Genomic DNA, 16,506 nt, shown 5'->3' on the forward strand with positions numbered 1-16,506 from the left:
TCGACACACCAGCGTCCGGATCACGTATCCAGGAAGCTGCGCAGCTTGCGCGAGCGCGAAGGGTGCTTCAGCTTGCGCAGAGCCTTGGCCTCGATCTGGCGGATACGCTCGCGGGTCACGCTGAACTGCTGGCCGACCTCTTCCAGCGTATGGTCGGTGTTCATGCCGATGCCGAAGCGCATGCGCAGCACGCGCTCCTCGCGCGGGGTCAGCGTGGCCAGGATGCGGGTCGTGGTCTCGCGCAGGTTGGCCTGGATGGCGGCATCGAGGGGCAGAACCGCGTTCTTGTCCTCGATGAAATCGCCAAGATGGCTGTCCTCCTCGTCGCCGATCGGCGTTTCGAGGGAGATCGGCTCCTTGGCGATCTTCAGGACCTTGCGCACCTTCTCCAGCGGCATCATCAGCCGCTCGGCCAGTTCCTCCGGCGTCGGCTCGCGTCCGATCTCGTGCAGCATCTGGCGCGAGGTGCGCACCAGCTTGTTGATCGTCTCGATCATGTGCACGGGGATGCGGATGGTGCGGGCCTGGTCGGCGATGGAGCGGGTTATGGCCTGCCGGATCCACCACGTCGCATAGGTGGAGAACTTGTAACCGCGCCGGTACTCGAACTTGTCCACCGCCTTCATCAGGCCGATGTTGCCCTCCTGGATCAGGTCCAGGAACTGCAGACCGCGGTTCGTGTACTTCTTGGCGATGGAGATGACGAGGCGCAGATTGGCCTCCACCATCTCCTTCTTGGCGCGGCTCGCCTCCTTCTCGCCCTTCTGCACCGTGCTGACGATGCGGCGGAACTCGCCGATGGGCAGGCGGGCCTGCTGGCTGACCTCGTTGATGCTCTCGCGCACGCGGCCCACATCATAGGACGAGCGTTCGGCGAAGCGGCCCCAGGCCTTGTTCAGGCCCTTGACCCGGTCCAGCCAGTTGGGGTCCAGCTCCGAGCCGTAATAATGCTGGAGGAAGTCCTCGCGCTTGACCTTGGCATCGGTGGCGAGACGCAGCAGCTTGCCCTCGAAGCCCATCAGCTTCTTGTTCAGGGCGTAGAGCTGCTCGACCAGCTGCTCGATGCGGGCATTGTTCAGGCGCACGGAATTGACCAGCTCGGTCAGCTCGCCCTTGACCTTCTCGTACTTCTTGTCGGAGCCCTTGACCTCCTCGCCGCGCTGCAAGGCGGCCAGGCGCTGCTCCTGCAGCTTGTGCAGGCGCTCATAGGTCTCCTCGATCTTGCCGAAGGTTTCCAGCACCTTGGGCTTCAGCTCGGCTTCCATGGCGGAGAGGGAGATGTTCCCCTCTTCGTCGCCCTCGCCGGGCGTGCCCTCGCCTTCCGCCTCGCCCTCGGGACGCTCGGCCTCCTCCTCCTCGCGCTCGGCCTCGCCCTCGCCCAGCTCGTCGCCGGTGGGCTCACCCGATTCGGGGTCGACACCATAGCTGGCATCCAGGTCGATGATGTCCCGCAACAGCATCTTGCCGTCCTGCAGGGCCTGGTGCCATTCGATGATGGCCTGAATGGTCAGCGGCGATTCGCAGATCGCGCCGATCATCATCTCGCGGCCGGCCTCGATGCGCTTGGCGATGGCGATTTCGCCCTCGCGGCTCAGCAGCTCGACCGACCCCATCTCGCGCAGATACATGCGCACCGGGTCATCGGTGCGGCCGATATCATCGTCGTCCAGATTGCCGGACTGGCGGCCCTCGCCGTCGGACGCGGCGTCGCCGTTGTCCTCCTGCTCCTCCGCCTCGACGACATTGATGCCCAGCTCCGAGAGCAGGGCCATCGTGTCTTCGATCTGTTCCGAAGAGGATTGGTCCGGCGGCAGGGCAGCGTTCAGCTCGTCATAGGTGACGTAGCCGCGCTCCTTACCGCGCTGGATCATCTTCTTGACGGCAATCGCCATGCCGTCCATCAGAGGGCCGTTGGCTTCCTCTTCCCGCGATTCCGAAACTTCCGCGGTCTGCGTCGCTTTAGTGGCCATTCGCTCGCTGCCCCCGCACTCCAAGGCTGCTACGGGTAAACGCATAGGGTCGACTCGAGCAAGTCACCCGGTCGACTCGAACCCTATCCTGGATCGTCTCTTCTGCATGCTGGCGTCCGCCTGTGTCAAAAAAGACACAGGCAGGCGCTCGGCCCGGCGGTCATTTCGGCTCCAGGACCGGGCCCCAGCCCTCATTGTCCCGATTCCGGCATGTCCGCCGCCAAACCCCGCAGAGTCAGCAGCTCCTGTTTCAGCGCAATCAGCCGGTTATACTCCGACTCCGTGAAGTTCTCCCGGAACCGGCGCTCGGCCTCCTGCACCTCCTGCTGGAGCAGCGAATCTTCGGAACTGAGCCAAACCTCCTGCCAGCCACTCTTCGCCGCTTCGATCGACGCTCCTGGTTGCGCAAACTTCGGCGCCTCTGCACTCAGCAGATCTTCCAGCGTCTCGGACAAGCCGCGCTCCGACAAGTGGCGACGTAAGGCTGCGGCGTCAAGTGTGGAATTCATCGTCAGGCATGCGACCAATTCCTGCCTCAGCCCATCCAGACGCGGGTCATCGAACGCCGCAGCGACCAGACGCTCGCCGATCGCGTCGAACAAACCGGGATGATGCAGCAGCGGCAGCAGCAGCCAGCGCTCGCGCCGGCTCGAGGTATTGCCCACGCCCCGGCGCAGCGATTTCTCCCACAGCCGGCTGACCGGGATCTCCCCCGGCTGCGGCCGGCGGGGGCCGCCGCGGCCGCCAGCCTTGGGCCGGAACTCGCGCACCAGCCGGAACAGCCGGTCGCGCATCTCCTGTTCATAGGCCCGGCGCACCCGCGGATCGGCGATCTGCTGGCAGCGCGCCAGCAGGGCCGCCTCCAGCCCGGCGCGGTCGTCGGGGTCGGACAGGGTGCGGCCCGCCGCTTCCAGCTCCCAGACCACATCGGCCAGCGAGCGGGCGCGGTCGAGCACGCCCTGGAACGCCGCCTTGCCACCGCTGCGGATCAGGCTGTCCGGGTCCTCCTTCTCCGGCAGGAAGGCGACAGAGACCGAATGGTCCGGCATCAGCAGCGGCAGGATGCGCTCCACCGCCCGCTCCGCCGCCCGGCGGCCGGCATTGTCGCCGTCGAAACAGAGGATGGGGGTGCGGCGCCCCTCCGGCGCCAGCTTCCACAGTTCCAGGATCTGGGTTTCGGTCATGGCCGTGCCCAGCGGCGCCACCGCCCCCTCGAATCCGGCCAGGACGCAGGAGATCACGTCCATATAGCCTTCGGTGACGATCAGCGGATGCCCATCCGCCGCCGCCTGCCGGGCCCGCGACATGCCATAGAGCAGATTGCCCTTGTGGAACAGCGGGTTGTCGGCCGAGTTCATGTATTTCGGCCCGTCCCCCTCCATGATGCGGCCACCGAAGGCCACCACGCGGCCGCGGCGGTCGGTCACCGGGAACATGACCCGGTTCCAGAAGAAGGCGCGCAGGCCCCGCCCGTTCTCCGGCCGCTTGAACAGGCCGGCCTCGACCATGTCGGCCTCGGCATAGCCGGCCTCGGTCAGCAGACCGTGCAGCCCGGCGCCTTCCTGCGGCGCGAAGCCCAGGCGGAAGCGGGCAATGGCCTCGTCATCCAGGCCGCGGCGGCGCAGATACTCGTAGCCCCGGCGCCCCGACGGCTGGCGCAGCTGGTCCTCGAAATATCTGGCCGCCCGCTCGACCAGATCATACAGCGATTTCTGCCGCTCGAACTTGGCCCGGGCCTCGGGCGTGGCCTTGGGCACCTGCATGCTGGCCTCGGCCGCCAGCTGCTCCACCGCCTCGATGAAGGACAGGTTGCCATGGCGCATGACGAAGGCGATGTGGTCGCCATGGGCACCGCAGCCGAAGCAATGAAAGAAACCCTTGGCGTCGTTCACATAGAAGCTGGGCGTCTTCTCATTGTGGAACGGGCACGGCGCCTTGAACTCGCGGCCGGCGCGGATTAGGCGCATCCGCTTCATCACCACGTCCGACAGCGACAGACGGGCGCGCAACTCGTCCAGGAACTGCGGCGGCAGGGACATCGGTCAGGCCAGGGGGTGACGGGAGTTCAAGCGGAGGAGAATAGCGCAAGCCGGGTGCAGGAAGCCATGCCCGCCCGCACCTGTCCCCGCCGTCTTCACTTATCCACAGGGGCGGACATGGCAAGGGCCGCCCGGGGCGGCCCTTGCACGACTCTTCCTCGGCGGGCCGGACGTCAGCCCACCAGGGCCTGACGCACCAGGCCGCTGGCCTTGGCAAAATCCATCTGGCCGGCATAGCGGCTGCGCAGGTCGGCCATGACCCGGCCCATATCCTTGACGCCGGCGGCGCCGATCTCCTGGATCAGGGCGGCCACGGCGGCCTTGGTCTCGTCCTCCGTCATCTGCTTGGGCATGAAGCCCTCGATGACGACGATCTCCTCCTGCTCCTGCTGTGCCAGTTCCAGGCGCCCGCCCTGCTCATACATCTGGATGGATTCGCGGCGCTGCTTGATCATGGTCTGCAGCATGGACAGCAATTCGGCTTCGTCGATGCCGTCGGTCTGGCCGCGGCCGCGGGCGGCGATATCCCGGTCCTTCAGCGCCGCCAGAATCAGGCGGACGGTGGCAATGACGCGCTGATCCTTGGCGCGCATGGCCTCCTTCAAGGCCTCGTTGAGCCGCGAGCGCAGCATGGTTTCATATCCTCGTGTGAAAGCGAGTTACGAAGTTTACGCAAGTTTTCGTCGCTCTTCCAGCCTTTCGCCGCGGCGGGCAGCCGTGGCCCCGGCGCAGACGGCCTCTGCGTTCAGCCGGGTTGACCCCGCCCGCGGCCTTGTCTATCTGACCCGCAGACGCTCCGGCCCTCCCGGCGCGCCGCTTTGCCCTGCCCGGATGCCGACACGGTCTCGTCCTGGGGGTGGACCGGTGACAGGGGGGCAGACCGCCCGGACCCGCGCCATAACCCGCGACATTAAGGTGCCCAGCCGATGACCGACGCCCCGCTGTCCTCCCAACGCGCGCCGCAGCCCGAGGGGGCGACCGGTGTGCTGGTGCTCTCCGACGGCTCGGTCTTCTGGGGCCGTGGTGTCGGCGCCGTTGGCCATCGGGTGGGTGAGGTCTGCTTCAACACCTCGATGACCGGCTATCAGGAGATCCTGACCGATCCCAGCTATGCCGGCCAGATCATCACCTTCACCTTCCCCCATATCGGCAATGTCGGCGCCAATGCCGAGGACATCGAGACGGTGACGCCGGCGGCCCGCGGTCTGATCCTCAAGGCCGACATCACCGAGCCCAGCAACTGGCGCGCAACCCGTCCGCTGGAGGAATGGCTGAAGTCCTACGACATCGTCGGCCTGTCCAGCATCGACACCCGCCGCCTCACCGCCCGCATCCGTGACGGTGGCGCCCCCAACGGCGTCATCGCCCATGCACCCGACGGCCGCTTCGACCTCGACGCGCTGCTGCGCCTGGCCCGCGAATGGCCGGGGCTGGAGGGCATGGATCTGGCCAAGGAGGTGTCCGCCCGCCAGAGCTACAGCTGGACCGAGACCGGCTGGACCCTGGGCCAGGGCTACGGCACCCTGACCGAGCCGAAGCACCATGTGGTCGCGCTGGATTTCGGCGCCAAGCGCAACATCCTGCGCTGCCTCGCCAATGCCGGCTGCAAGGTGACGGTGGTCCCCGCCGACACCCCGGCGGCGGAGGTGCTGGCCCTTGATCCCGACGGCGTGTTCCTGTCCAACGGCCCCGGCGACCCCGCCGCCACCGGCGTCTATGCCGTGCCCACCATCCGTGCGGTGGTGGAGGCGGGCAAGCCGGTCTTCGGCATCTGCCTGGGCCATCAGATGCTGGCCCTGGCCCTGGGCGGCCGTACCGAGAAGATGGAGAAGGGCCATCGCGGCGCCAACCATCCGGTCAAGGACCTGGAGACGGGCCGGGTGGAGATCACCAGCCAGAACCACGGCTTCGTCGTGGTCCCGGAAAGCCTGCCGGACACGGTGGAGGTCTCGCATGTCTCGCTGTTCGACGGCACCAACGAGGGCCTGCGCCTGAAGGGCAAGCCCGTGTTCAGCGTGCAGTACCATCCCGAGGCCAGCCCCGGCCCGCAGGACAGCCATTATCTGTTCGACCGCTTCGTGGCCGCCATCGAAGGCCGCTACTGACGGCCGGCGCCTTCTTTTCCTGCGCCCTCTTCACCTTTCGGGGGAACGGCTGGCCGCATCGTGGCCAGCCGTTCTCCTGTCGGGGCCCGCGCGATCATAGGCGCGGCTCCCCCTCCGCTCCACGGCCAGTCCCCGGCCCCGTGGTCACCGTGCCGCCGGTCACCGTTCCCGTGGATACCGTGCTGGTGCCGACGGCAGCGCCGGTCACCGCGGCCGCCGGCCGGGACCCATCCTGTTGCCCGGCATCCTGCTGACGGAAAGCCTCGGCGGCGTCACGGGCGGACTGGGGGCTGCGGCCGCGCCCCAGCAACTCGTCGGGATCGGGCGAGCGGCCGCGCAGGCTGGCCTGTCCACCATCCTCCACATGCGTATGGTGGCGGTCGGCCGGGATATCGGGGCCGAGACGCTGGCGCATGGGCTCGTACCCCGCCAGATGCCGCCGCCGCGGCCCGCGGGTGGCCTCGAAGGCCAGCCAGGCGATGCCGACGCCGATCAGCGCCAGCGGCAAGGGGTTGCGCGCCACCACGTCGCCCACCTCGTCCAGCAGGGCACGCCCGCGCGGATTGCCCTGGACCCAGCCCAGGGCGCTGTCCAGCATATGCTCCGGTTGCAGGCGCCGCTCGATCTCGGCGGCAGTGCGGCTCATATCCCGGCGGGTGGCCTCGATATCGCGCTCGATATCCTCGGAACGGTTGCTCATCGCTCGTCCTTCCCGTGCAGCATTCTGGGCCAAGCCGGCCCTCCACCCCGGTCCGCAGGCGGGCCGGGTGCGGAAATCCTGCATAGCAACACCGGAGGACGACCGGAGTTTCAGCGCCGCTCCCCATCCGAAAGAGAGTTCCGGACCTATTCCCCCGCAGGCAGGTCTTTCGTACAGTGGTAGGGTTGTCCGGATCGGGGGACCCGCACATGGGCCTGTTCGACTTTCTCAAGCACACGGTGGTCGAAAAGGTCCCCGTTGCCAAATACACGGCAATCATCCGGGTGGATGGCAAGCCGTTCGGCGTGGCCAATCTTGGCATGGACAGCGTCACCGTCAGCGGCGGCAAGCTGAAACCCGGCCAATCCGTGGCCTTCGATCTGGTCCTGAAGGACCCCAAGGAGAATCTGGCCCTGCGCGGCAGCGGCACCGTGTCCAGCGCGGGCAAGGACACAGCCAAGATCAGCTTCGACGGGTTGTCCCAGCCCCAGCGGCAGGCCGTCGCCCGTTTTCTGGCGCGGTACATCATCACCCGATGATCCGGGCCGCCGCGCCGCACCTGTCCCGTCCCTGCCTTCTGCTGCTGGCCCTGCTTCTCGGGCCGGCTCCCACGCTGGCGGCGCAGCCGGCCGAGCCGCCGCCGGCTGATCCGGCCAGACCCGTCCCGCGCCTGGCTCCGGCGCCGCCGGGCGCCATGAACCACCTGCCCTACGATCCCGATCCGTCGCCGGCCGTGGCGCCGCCCCGTCCTGCCTGGCAGCGGCGCGACCGCGTCGCCTATGCCTTCGACAAGCCATCGCTGCAGATCATCACCCCGGCGCCGGACCTGTCGAAACTGTGCCGCCAGGGCCGCTTCAACCAGCGCATCGACATGGCCTACCGCGCCTTCGGTCCCGGCGAGCGTCCCCTGGGCGTGGCCTACGGCTTCATGGCCGTCAATCTGATCGATCCGCTGAACCGGCGCCAGACCGATACGGTCTATTTCTTCCGTGACCATAATGGCGGCCGCTGCCAGGTCTTCACCGCCAGGCTGGACGACCTGAAACCCTGGTTCGTCGGGCCCTGACCCGCCCCGTTCCCCATCATCGGTCCCCGCGTCCCGCCCTGCGCATCCCTGGACGGCGGGTTCAGCGCTTCCCTCACGGAACCAGTGCCTCTATAGAGAGCCCTCAGCCGGACGTCCCCCGCACCACCCCTGGTACGGCGGGCGCTTTCGTGCGACCAGAGCGACCCCCTCCCTGATCCACGGCTGACCGAGACATGCCCAAGCGCACCGACATCAAATCCATCTGCATCATCGGCGCGGGGCCGATCATCATCGGCCAGGCCTGCGAGTTCGATTATTCGGGCGTGCAGGCGTGCAAGGCGCTGCGGCAGGAAGGCTATCGCGTCATCCTGATCAACTCCAACCCGGCCACTATCATGACCGATCCGGGTCTGGCCGACGCCACCTACATCGAGCCGATCACCCCGGCCATGGTGGCGAAGATCCTGGAGAAGGAGCGCCCCGATGCCCTGCTGCCCACCATGGGCGGCCAGACCGCGCTGAACACGGCGCTGGCGCTGTTCCGCGACGGCACCCTGGACCGGCTGGGCGTGGAGATGATCGGCGCCAAGGCCGACGTCATCGAGAAGGCCGAGGACCGGCTGAAGTTCCGCGACGCCATGGACAAGATCGGGCTGGAAAGCCCGCGTTCGCGCGTGGTGAAGTCCTATGAAGAGGCGCTGGAGGCCCTGGCCGTGGTCGGCCTGCCGGCCATCATCCGCCCCAGCTTCACCCTGGCCGGCACCGGCGGCGGTATCGCCTTCAACCGCATCGAGTTCGAGGACATCGTCAAGGGCGGCCTGCGCGCCAGCCCGGTGGGCGAGGTGCTGATCGAGGAGTCGGTGCTGGGCTGGAAGGAGTACGAGATGGAGGTTGTCCGCGACAGCAAGGACAACTGCATCATCGTCTGCTCCATCGAGAATATCGACGCCATGGGCGTGCATACCGGCGACAGCATGACCGTCGCCCCGGCGCTGACGCTCACGGACAAGGAATACCAGATCATGCGCAACGCCAGCCTGGCGGTGCTGCGTGAGATCGGCGTGGACACCGGCGGGTCCAACGTGCAGTTCGGCGTGCATCCCGACACCGGCCGCATGGTCGTGATCGAGATGAATCCGCGCGTGTCGCGCTCCTCGGCCCTGGCGTCCAAGGCCACCGGCTTCCCCATCGCCAAGATCGCGGCCAAGCTGGCCGTGGGCTACACGCTGGACGAGCTGGACAACGACATCACCGGCACCACCCCGGCCAGCTTCGAGCCGACCATCGACTATGTGGTGACCAAGGTCCCCCGCTTCGCCTTCGAGAAGTTCCCCGGCGCCGACAACACGCTGACCACCAGCATGAAGTCAGTGGGTGAGGCCATGGCCATCGGCCGCAGCTTCGCCGAGAGCATGCAGAAGGCCCTGCGCTCCATGGAGACGGGCCTGACCGGCTTCGACGACCTGCCGGACCTGGACCTCAATACCCTGCCGGCCAAGCTGTCGACGCCGACGCCGGAGCGGCTGCTGATCGTGGCCCAGGCCTTCCGCACGGGCATGACCGTCGATCAGATCTACGAGTACTGCAAGTACGACCCCTGGTTCCTGCGCCAGATCCAGGCCATCGTGCAGACCGAGGCCGAGGTCAAGGCCAAGGGTCTGGCGGCCCTGGATGCCCAGGCCTTCGCCCGGCTCAAGGGCATGGGCTTCGGCGACTCCCGTCTGGCCACCCTGACCGGCACCAGCGAGGCCGAGGTGGCGGCCGCCCGCCGCGCCGTCGGCGTCCGCCCGGTGTTCAAGCGCATCGACACCTGCGCCGCCGAATTCGCCAGCCGCACCCCCTATATGTACTCCACCTACGAGGGCAACGGCTTCGAGGCGCCGGAGGATGAGAGCCGGCCCACCGACCGCACCAAGGTGGTGATCCTGGGCGGCGGTCCGAACCGCATCGGCCAGGGCATCGAGTTCGACTATTGCTGCGTCCATGCCGTCTACGCCCTGCGCGAGGCCGGCTACGAGACCATCATGGTCAACTGCAATCCGGAAACCGTCTCCACCGACTACGACACCGCCGACCGCCTCTATTTCGAGCCGCTGACGGCCGAGGACGTCATCGAGCTGGTGCGCAAGGAGCAGGAGAACGGCAAGGTCCTGGGCTGCATCGTGCAGTTCGGCGGCCAGACACCGCTGAAGCTGGCCGCGGCGCTGGAGGCGGCGGGCATCCCCATCCTGGGCACCACGCCGGACGCCATCGATCTGGCCGAGGACCGCGAACGCTTCCAGCAGCTGCTATACACGCTGCAGCTGCGCCAGCCCAACAACGGTCTGGCCCGCTCCCTGGCCGAGGCCCAGGCCGTGGCCGCCCGCATCGGCTTCCCCATCGTCATCCGCCCCTCCTACGTGCTGGGCGGCCGGGCCATGGAGATCGTCCATGATATGGCCGGGCTGCAGCGCTACATCGCCACGGCGGTGAAGGTGTCGGGCAAGAACCCGGTGCTGATCGACAGCTACCTCCAGGACGCCATCGAGGTGGATGTGGACGCCGTCGCCGATGGGGAAACGGTGTACGTCGCCGGGATCATGGAACACATCGAGGAGGCGGGCATTCACTCCGGCGACAGTGCCTGCGCCCTGCCGCCCTACACCCTGCCCCGCGCCGTGGTGGACGAGCTGGCGGCGCAGACGGTGAAGCTGGCCAAGGGGCTGAAGGTGGTCGGCCTGATGAATGTGCAGTTCGCGGTGAAGCACAATGCGGAGGGCACCGGGCCGGCCGGCTTCGATGTCTACATCCTGGAGGTCAATCCGCGCGCCAGCCGCACCGTGCCCTTCGTGGCCAAGGCCACCGGCACTGCCATCGCCAAGGTGGCGGCGCGGATCATGGCCGGGGAGAAGCTGTCCGCCTTCACCCTGACCGGCCCCTTCCCCAAGCACACCGCCGTCAAGGAAGCCGTCTTCCCCTTCAACCGCTTCCCCGGCGTCGACATCCTGCTGGGGCCGGAGATGCGCTCCACGGGTGAGGTCATGGGGCTGGACCACGATTTCGCCATGGCCTTCGCCAAGAGCCAGATGGGCGCCGGCGTGCAGCTGCCGAAGACCGGCACCGTGTTCATCTCGGTGCGCGAGCGTGACAAGCCGGCCATGGTGCCGCTGGCCCGCCGCCTGCTGGACATGGGCTTCAAGGTCATCGCCACCCGTGGCACGGCCCGGCTGCTGGCCGAGCAGGGCGTGGCCGTGACCCCGGTCAACAAGGTGGTGGAAGGCCAGCCGCACATCGTGGACGCCATGATCAATGGCGAGGTCCAGCTGGTGTTCAACACCACGGAAGGGACCCAGGCCCTTTCGGACAGCTTCAGCTTGCGCCGTGCGGCTCTGACCAATAACATCCCCTACTACACGACGGTGGCGGGAGCCAGGGCAGCGGTCGAAGCGATCTCGGCGCTGAGGACCGACAAGCTGGACGTGGCCCCGCTGCAGACCTACCTGAGCGGGACTTACTGAGAAGACAGGGCGGCGGTGCGGGTTCTCCGCACCGGCGTGGTCTTTTTATTCTGCGGCAACCAGTTCGCGGGTGAAAGGTACGATGGAAAAAGTTCCGATGACGGCCCGGGGGTTCAACCGGCTGCAGGAAGAGCTGAAGCACCTGAAGACCGTTGAGCGTCCCAATGTGATCAAGGCGATCGCCGAGGCGCGCGAGCATGGCGACCTGTCCGAGAACGCTGAATATCATGCGGCCCGGGAGCGGCAGAGCTTCATCGAGGGCCGGGTGATGGAGCTGGAGGACAAGATCAGCCGCGCCGAGGTCATCGATCCGTCCAAGCTGAGCGGCAATGCCGTGAAGTTCGGGGCCAGCGTGACCCTGGCGGATGAGGATACCGACGAGGAGGTGACCTATCAGATCGTCGGCCAGGATGAGAGCGACATCAAGCAGGGCCTGATCAGCATCACCAGCCCGCTGGCCCGCGCCCTGATTGCCAAGACCGTGGGCGACATGGTCGAGGTGACGACTCCCGGTGGCAGCAAGAGCTACGAGATCGTCGGTATCGACTTCAAGTAAGCCACCGCCGCAGACCGCAGGAACGCCCGCCGCGGGAAATCCCCGGCGGGCGTTTTTTTGCCGGCCCCTGTCCCGCGTCGTCCCCATGCCGGCCATGGCGGCAATGCCGTGAGCGCAACCGGGCCGGCGCTTGAGATATTGCCGGCGGCGGTCTAGAAACGCCTGCATCGGAGCTGGAGGGTCAGGGCGATGCAGGGCATGTGGCGGGTCGCGTTCGAGGTGCCGGAGGCGTTCACACCGCTGTTCGCGGAGATCGTCGAGCCGCATGTGGACGCCGTCTCCACCTTCGAGCTGGAGGAAGGCGGCCTGTGGCTGGTGGAGTGCACCTCCTATGCCGAGCCGGACACCAGCCGTATTTCCATGAAGCTGGCCGTGCTGGCCGCCTCACTGGGCATCGCCGAACCGGCCCTGACCAAGGAGCCGCTGCCGCCCATCGACTGGGTGACCAAGACCTATCTCAGCTTCCCGCCGATCACGGCCGGGCGCTTCTTCATCCATGGCAGCCATCACAAGAAGCCGGTGCCGCTGGGCAAGGTCGGTCTGCAGATCGAGGCGGCCATGGCCTTCGGTTCGGGCGAGCATGCCACCACCCAGGGCTGCCTGCGCGCCATCTCCGACCTCAGCAAGGTCGGCGGCTTCCGCAACGCCCTCGATATGGGCTGCGGCTCCGGCATCCTCGCCTTCGCCCTGGCCAAGCTGCGCAAGATCCCGGTGGTGGGTGTGGACATCGACGCCCTGTCGATCGAGATCGCCCAGGAAAACGCCGTGCTGAACCGCGTGCACAAGCTGGTCGATCTCTATCACGGCAATGGCTACCACACCGCCGCTGTGCGCCGGCACGGGCCGTTCGATCTGGTGGTGTCGAACATCCTGGCCCGGCCGCTGGCCCGCATGGCGCCGCAGCTGCGCCGCGCCCTGATCCCGGGCGGCACCGCCATCTTCTCCGGCCTGCTGGTGCGGCAGGAGGCCCTGGTCATCAACGCCCACCGCGCCCAGGGCCTGCACCTGGTGCGCCGCCACCGCCTGGGTGACTGGTCGACCCTGGTGATGCAGGGCTGATCCCGGGGGGCCGACCACAGCTCCGGCAGCAGCGTTGGCAGCAGAACGGGCCGGGGGAAACCCCGGCCCGTTCGTTTCTCCGTCCTGGAAAGCGGGGCCTCAGAAGCCGAACATATGGTCCAGGCTGAAGGCGCCGTCGGCACCGTCGCGGATCAGGCCGTGATAGCCGAACAGCCGGCAGCCGGTATCGCGGATCAGCACATAGGCGTGCTCCCCGGCGGCATGCAGCTCATCCTCGGCGAAGGTCAGGCTGACGCGGAAATGGTAGCTGCCGGAACAGGGGATGCGCACGGTGCGGCGGGCGATCTCCTGCCCGTCGCGGCGGGTCAGGATCAGCTGGGTCTCGCTCTGGGCGTGCCAGGGCGTGCTGGCCGGATAGATCAGGTGGCAGAGCGTATCGGCCCCGTCCACGCCGGTGCGCAGGAACAGGCGGGTCGACAGGCCCGGCGCCCGGCCGGCATAGCTCTGCGGCTCGTCCTTCCAGGTCAGCACCGTGTTGAACATATGGGCGCCGAAGCTGGTCTCGGCGGTATGGCCGCTTTCCTGGTCCTCATAGCGGAACAGGGCATGCAGCCAGCCGTCGGCCTCCTTGCCGGCGTTGAAGTCGTAGACCAGCTCCAGATGGCCATAGCCGGCCGACAGATGGTGGCCGTTGACCAGCTCGGCCGCGTCCAGAACCTGCGCATGGTCGCGCGCCAGCACGCCCAGGCTCTTGCGCGCCACCTCGGCGCCGCTGGCATCGTACAGGATGGCGGCCAGCGGCAGGCTGGTCTGGCTGCGCGCCATCGGCGTCGGCAGGGCGATGGTGCGGAAACGGTCGGTGGGGAACACCGGGGCCGGCAGGATGAAGCCCTTGCCCAGCAGATTGCCCAGCTCGGCCAGGGCCGGCACCGGCTTCAGGTCGGTGCGCTGGACATTGGGATGGGCGATGCGGCGGCGGCTCTCGCGGTGATGCGAGTCCAGCGTCACCACCTCGTAGCGCGGGCGCACGAAATGCTTGCCGGCGCGGATCTCCACCTGATGCGGCCAGGCCAGATCCGGCAGCAGGTCGGCCACATCCACGGCCAGGGTGCCGAAGGCCGGCACCTCCTGCTCCAGCGCCACGGCCTCGCTGTCACGCCCCATGGGGTTCAGGGCCACGGCCCCGGCGGGAATGGCGATGGGGAAGCTGTTCTGGATCCACAGCAGCACCCGCTCATCGGCCTTGGGGGCCGGCAGGCCGGCATAGAAATCCGACGGCCAGGCGTTGGCGTCATGGGTGCAGGACAGCACCGAGGGGCTGTCGCCATAGGTATCCAGCGCGTACTTCACCACATCGTGGCCGGCGGCGCCGACCACATGCACGAACAGCTGTCCGGCAAAGGCCGGCAGCTCGAAGCGGCTGCGCACCTCGGCGCTGTCCACCACCACGGTGGCCCCGCCCGAGGGCAGGTCCTCGGTCCACTGGGCCAGCACATGGCCGTTGTCGTCGAACAGGCACAGCCACAGCTTGGGCGCGCGGGCGCCGTAGCCCGACCAGTAATTGGCCGTCACCAGCCGCGTATGCAGCCCGTCGCCGTCGCGGAAGAAGGCGAAGTTGGTGGCGAAGTTCAGCGGCGACAGATAATGGCGGGTATCGGTCAGCAGCTTGTCCGGCAGCTTCAGCCCGTCCAGCGTCACCACCGCCGTCCCCTCGGGGATCAGATGGCGGATCTGGGCCACCAGCTTGTCGGCGTCGAAGGCCATGACCAGCAGCAGGGCGGCCTTGGTCCCGGCCAGGGCCGTCACCGGCTCGGTCTCCCGCCCCAGCACCGGGCGGCCGATCTTCTCCACATCCTGCACATAGACGGCGCCGATCTTGACGCCGGTCAGCGGGTGCAGCTCGGCGAAGGGCTCCGCCAGACCCAGCGGGTCATAGACGGCGATGCTGCCGGACTTGCGCAGCCGCGTCAGCAGCTCGGCCGCCTTGGATGCCACCAGCGGATGACCCAGCGCCTTGAAGGTGCTGCTGCCGCCGGTCACGTTGCTGAAGGTTTCAATGCGAAGGGCCATGGGACGAAGCCGTCTCTCAAGGGGTGGCCGGGATGGGCCGATATATAGACCGGGCTGCCGTGGTGAAGTCGCGGTGATCCTGCATGCCTTCCACGCCGCTGCGGAAAAGCGCTCAAGCCTTTGTCGCCGCAGTCTTTCCCGTGCCATCATGGCTGGCTTGCGCCGACAGGACCGCCAGGGATGACCATGACCACCGAACCGTTTAACGATGCGGGCACGCCGCCCGCCCAGGACCCGCATCCCCAGATCCAGCAGATGGCCGAGCGCCTGCTCGGCACGCGCCATACCGAACTGAGCGCCGAGGAACGGCGGGTGCTGACCCGCATGGCCAAGCGCCGCCGCATCAGCCGCAACGCCAATGACGAGATCGCCGACGACCGCAGCCGGGGCGAACGTCTGGCCGACCAGGTGGCGGCCTTCGGCGGCTCCTGGGGCTTCGTGGTCGGTTTCCTGGTGTTCCTGCTGGTGTGGTCGCTGCTGAATTCGGCGGTGCTGCCGCCGCTGGGGGAGACCTTCGACCCCTATCCCTATGTCTTCCTGAACCTGATCCTGTCGATGCTGGCCGCCATCCAGGCCCCCATCATCATGATGAGCCAGAACCGCCAGTCGGCGAAGGACCGCATTGCCGCCAACCTGGACTATGAGGTCAACCTCAAGGCCGAGCTGGAGATCATGTCGCTGCACGACAAGATGGACCGGCTGCGCAGCCAGCAGCTCGAGGCGCTGATCCGGCAGCAGTCGGAACAGATCGCCCTGCTGCGCGCCCTGCTGGAACGGCACCAGGGCACGGCACCGTCGGCCGGCGTGCCCGCTGATCCGCGCTCTGATCCGCCCTCTGATCCGGCGTAGGCGGACAGGAAACCGGGCCGTCTCAGGCGAACGGGTTCAGCCGCTTCAGCTTGGCGGTCAGCCCGTGGCGGAACTGCTCGCGCCGCACCACCCCGTCATCGGTGACCCAGTTCAGCTGGATGGCCCGGCGCGGCCCCTCCACCGAGGTGTGCCCGTGCCAGGCCGTGGGACCGTTGCGGAAGGCCAGCAGCGTGCCCTCCTCCGGCGGCACCTCCACCACCGGATTGTCCAGGCTGTCCGGCGTGCGCAGCAGGCGCAGACGGCCGTCGCTGCTTTCCCAGCGCGGGTTCATATAGATCAGCACCGTGATCAGCTTGGTCGTGCTGTCGGTGTGGATCTGCCCGTCCTTGGCCCGGGCCATGCCGCGCACGGTGACCATGGTCGGATGGGCGGACAGGTCGATGCCGAACTTCTCCTCGAAGGCCGCCGTCATCTCCGGACCCTGGATCTGCTGCATCAGCTGCTGGAACACCGGGCCGTAGCGCAGCTCCGGCAGCGGATGGCTGCCGGGCTTGTCCACCTGGGGATAGTCGCGGTGGATGGCGTCGCGCGCCTCCGCCCGGATGAAGCCGGGCACCACCAGATGATCGAAGGGATCGGCCACCAGCGCAGTGGCGCGGAAACGCTCCAGGTCGATCAGGTCGGCACTCATGCTTTTCACCGGGGGAATGGT

General features: G+C 67.6%; 13 protein-coding genes. 7 read left to right on the forward strand and 6 right to left on the reverse strand.

Annotated features, from left to right (window positions below; genetic code table 11):
- Positions 1-20: 20 nt before the first annotated feature.
- From rpoD to DK368_RS14465, 3 genes are all read right to left on the reverse strand, one after another.
- On the reverse strand, positions 21-1,970 hold the full coding sequence (gene rpoD / locus DK368_RS14455) for an RNA polymerase sigma factor RpoD (protein ID WP_114394671.1): 1,950 nt from the start codon (positions 1,968-1,970) through the stop codon (positions 21-23).
- Positions 1,971-2,161: 191 nt separating this feature from the next.
- A complete protein-coding gene (dnaG, locus tag DK368_RS14460; RefSeq protein ID WP_114394672.1) occupies positions 2,162-4,009 on the reverse strand; it encodes a DNA primase in 1,848 nt (615 codons plus the stop codon).
- Between the two features lie 173 nt (positions 4,010-4,182).
- Positions 4,183-4,641 carry a GatB/YqeY domain-containing protein gene (locus tag DK368_RS14465; protein ID WP_114394673.1) on the reverse strand — a complete coding sequence of 153 codons (459 nt, stop codon included), beginning with the start codon at positions 4,639-4,641 and terminating at the stop codon, positions 4,183-4,185.
- Between the two features lie 294 nt (positions 4,642-4,935).
- Between DK368_RS14465 and carA the strand changes: the two genes are divergently transcribed.
- Entirely contained in the window at positions 4,936-6,114 is a 1,179-nt protein-coding gene (gene carA, locus DK368_RS14470) for a glutamine-hydrolyzing carbamoyl-phosphate synthase small subunit (RefSeq protein WP_114394674.1), read from the forward strand.
- A 94-nt stretch (positions 6,115-6,208) separates the two neighbouring features.
- Here carA and DK368_RS14475 read toward each other — a convergent pair whose 3' ends face one another.
- Complete coding sequence (locus DK368_RS14475; protein WP_162306039.1) at positions 6,209-6,814, reverse strand: DUF3618 domain-containing protein; 606 nt, start codon at positions 6,812-6,814, stop codon at positions 6,209-6,211.
- Positions 6,815-7,023: 209 nt separating this feature from the next.
- Between DK368_RS14475 and DK368_RS14480 the strand changes: the two genes are divergently transcribed.
- The 5 genes from DK368_RS14480 to DK368_RS14500 all read left to right on the forward strand — a co-directional run bounded on the left by DK368_RS14480 (position 7,024) and on the right by DK368_RS14500 (position 12,953).
- A complete protein-coding gene (locus DK368_RS14480) occupies positions 7,024-7,353 on the forward strand; it encodes a hypothetical protein (protein WP_114394676.1) in 330 nt (109 codons plus the stop codon).
- The gene (locus DK368_RS14485) at positions 7,350-7,880 is read left to right on the forward strand and encodes a hypothetical protein (RefSeq protein WP_114394677.1); all 531 of its coding nucleotides are present in this window, start codon (positions 7,350-7,352) and stop codon (positions 7,878-7,880) included. Before DK368_RS14480 ends, DK368_RS14485 begins: the two co-directional genes overlap by 4 nt.
- A gap of 194 nt (positions 7,881-8,074) precedes the next feature.
- A complete protein-coding gene (gene carB, locus DK368_RS14490; RefSeq protein ID WP_114394678.1) occupies positions 8,075-11,338 on the forward strand; it encodes a carbamoyl-phosphate synthase large subunit in 3,264 nt (1,087 codons plus the stop codon).
- Positions 11,339-11,420: 82 nt separating this feature from the next.
- Positions 11,421-11,894 (forward strand): transcription elongation factor GreA, encoded by a 474-nt coding sequence (gene greA / locus DK368_RS14495; RefSeq protein ID WP_114394679.1) that lies wholly within the window; start codon positions 11,421-11,423, stop codon positions 11,892-11,894.
- A gap of 198 nt (positions 11,895-12,092) precedes the next feature.
- Complete coding sequence (locus DK368_RS14500) at positions 12,093-12,953, forward strand: 50S ribosomal protein L11 methyltransferase (protein WP_240002506.1); 861 nt, start codon at positions 12,093-12,095, stop codon at positions 12,951-12,953.
- A 99-nt stretch (positions 12,954-13,052) separates the two neighbouring features.
- Here the strand turns inward: DK368_RS14500 and DK368_RS14505 are convergent, their stop codons facing one another.
- A complete protein-coding gene (locus DK368_RS14505; RefSeq protein ID WP_114394681.1) occupies positions 13,053-14,984 on the reverse strand; it encodes a hypothetical protein in 1,932 nt (643 codons plus the stop codon).
- A 180-nt stretch (positions 14,985-15,164) separates the two neighbouring features.
- Between DK368_RS14505 and DK368_RS14510 the strand changes: the two genes are divergently transcribed.
- Positions 15,165-15,833: a DUF1003 domain-containing protein gene (locus tag DK368_RS14510; protein ID WP_240002507.1), complete on the forward strand. Its 669-nt coding sequence runs from the start codon at positions 15,165-15,167 to the stop codon at positions 15,831-15,833.
- A gap of 22 nt (positions 15,834-15,855) precedes the next feature.
- On the opposite strand, the gene DK368_RS14515 is transcribed toward DK368_RS14510, so the two are convergent.
- Positions 15,856-16,485, reverse strand: a complete 630-nt coding sequence (locus DK368_RS14515) for a 2OG-Fe(II) oxygenase (RefSeq protein WP_114394682.1) — start codon at positions 16,483-16,485, stop codon at positions 15,856-15,858.
- Positions 16,486-16,506: the final 21 nt, after the last annotated feature.

Source organism: Oleisolibacter albus, assembly GCF_003336875.1.
Taxonomy (GTDB): domain Bacteria; phylum Pseudomonadota; class Alphaproteobacteria; order Azospirillales; family Azospirillaceae; genus Niveispirillum; species Niveispirillum album.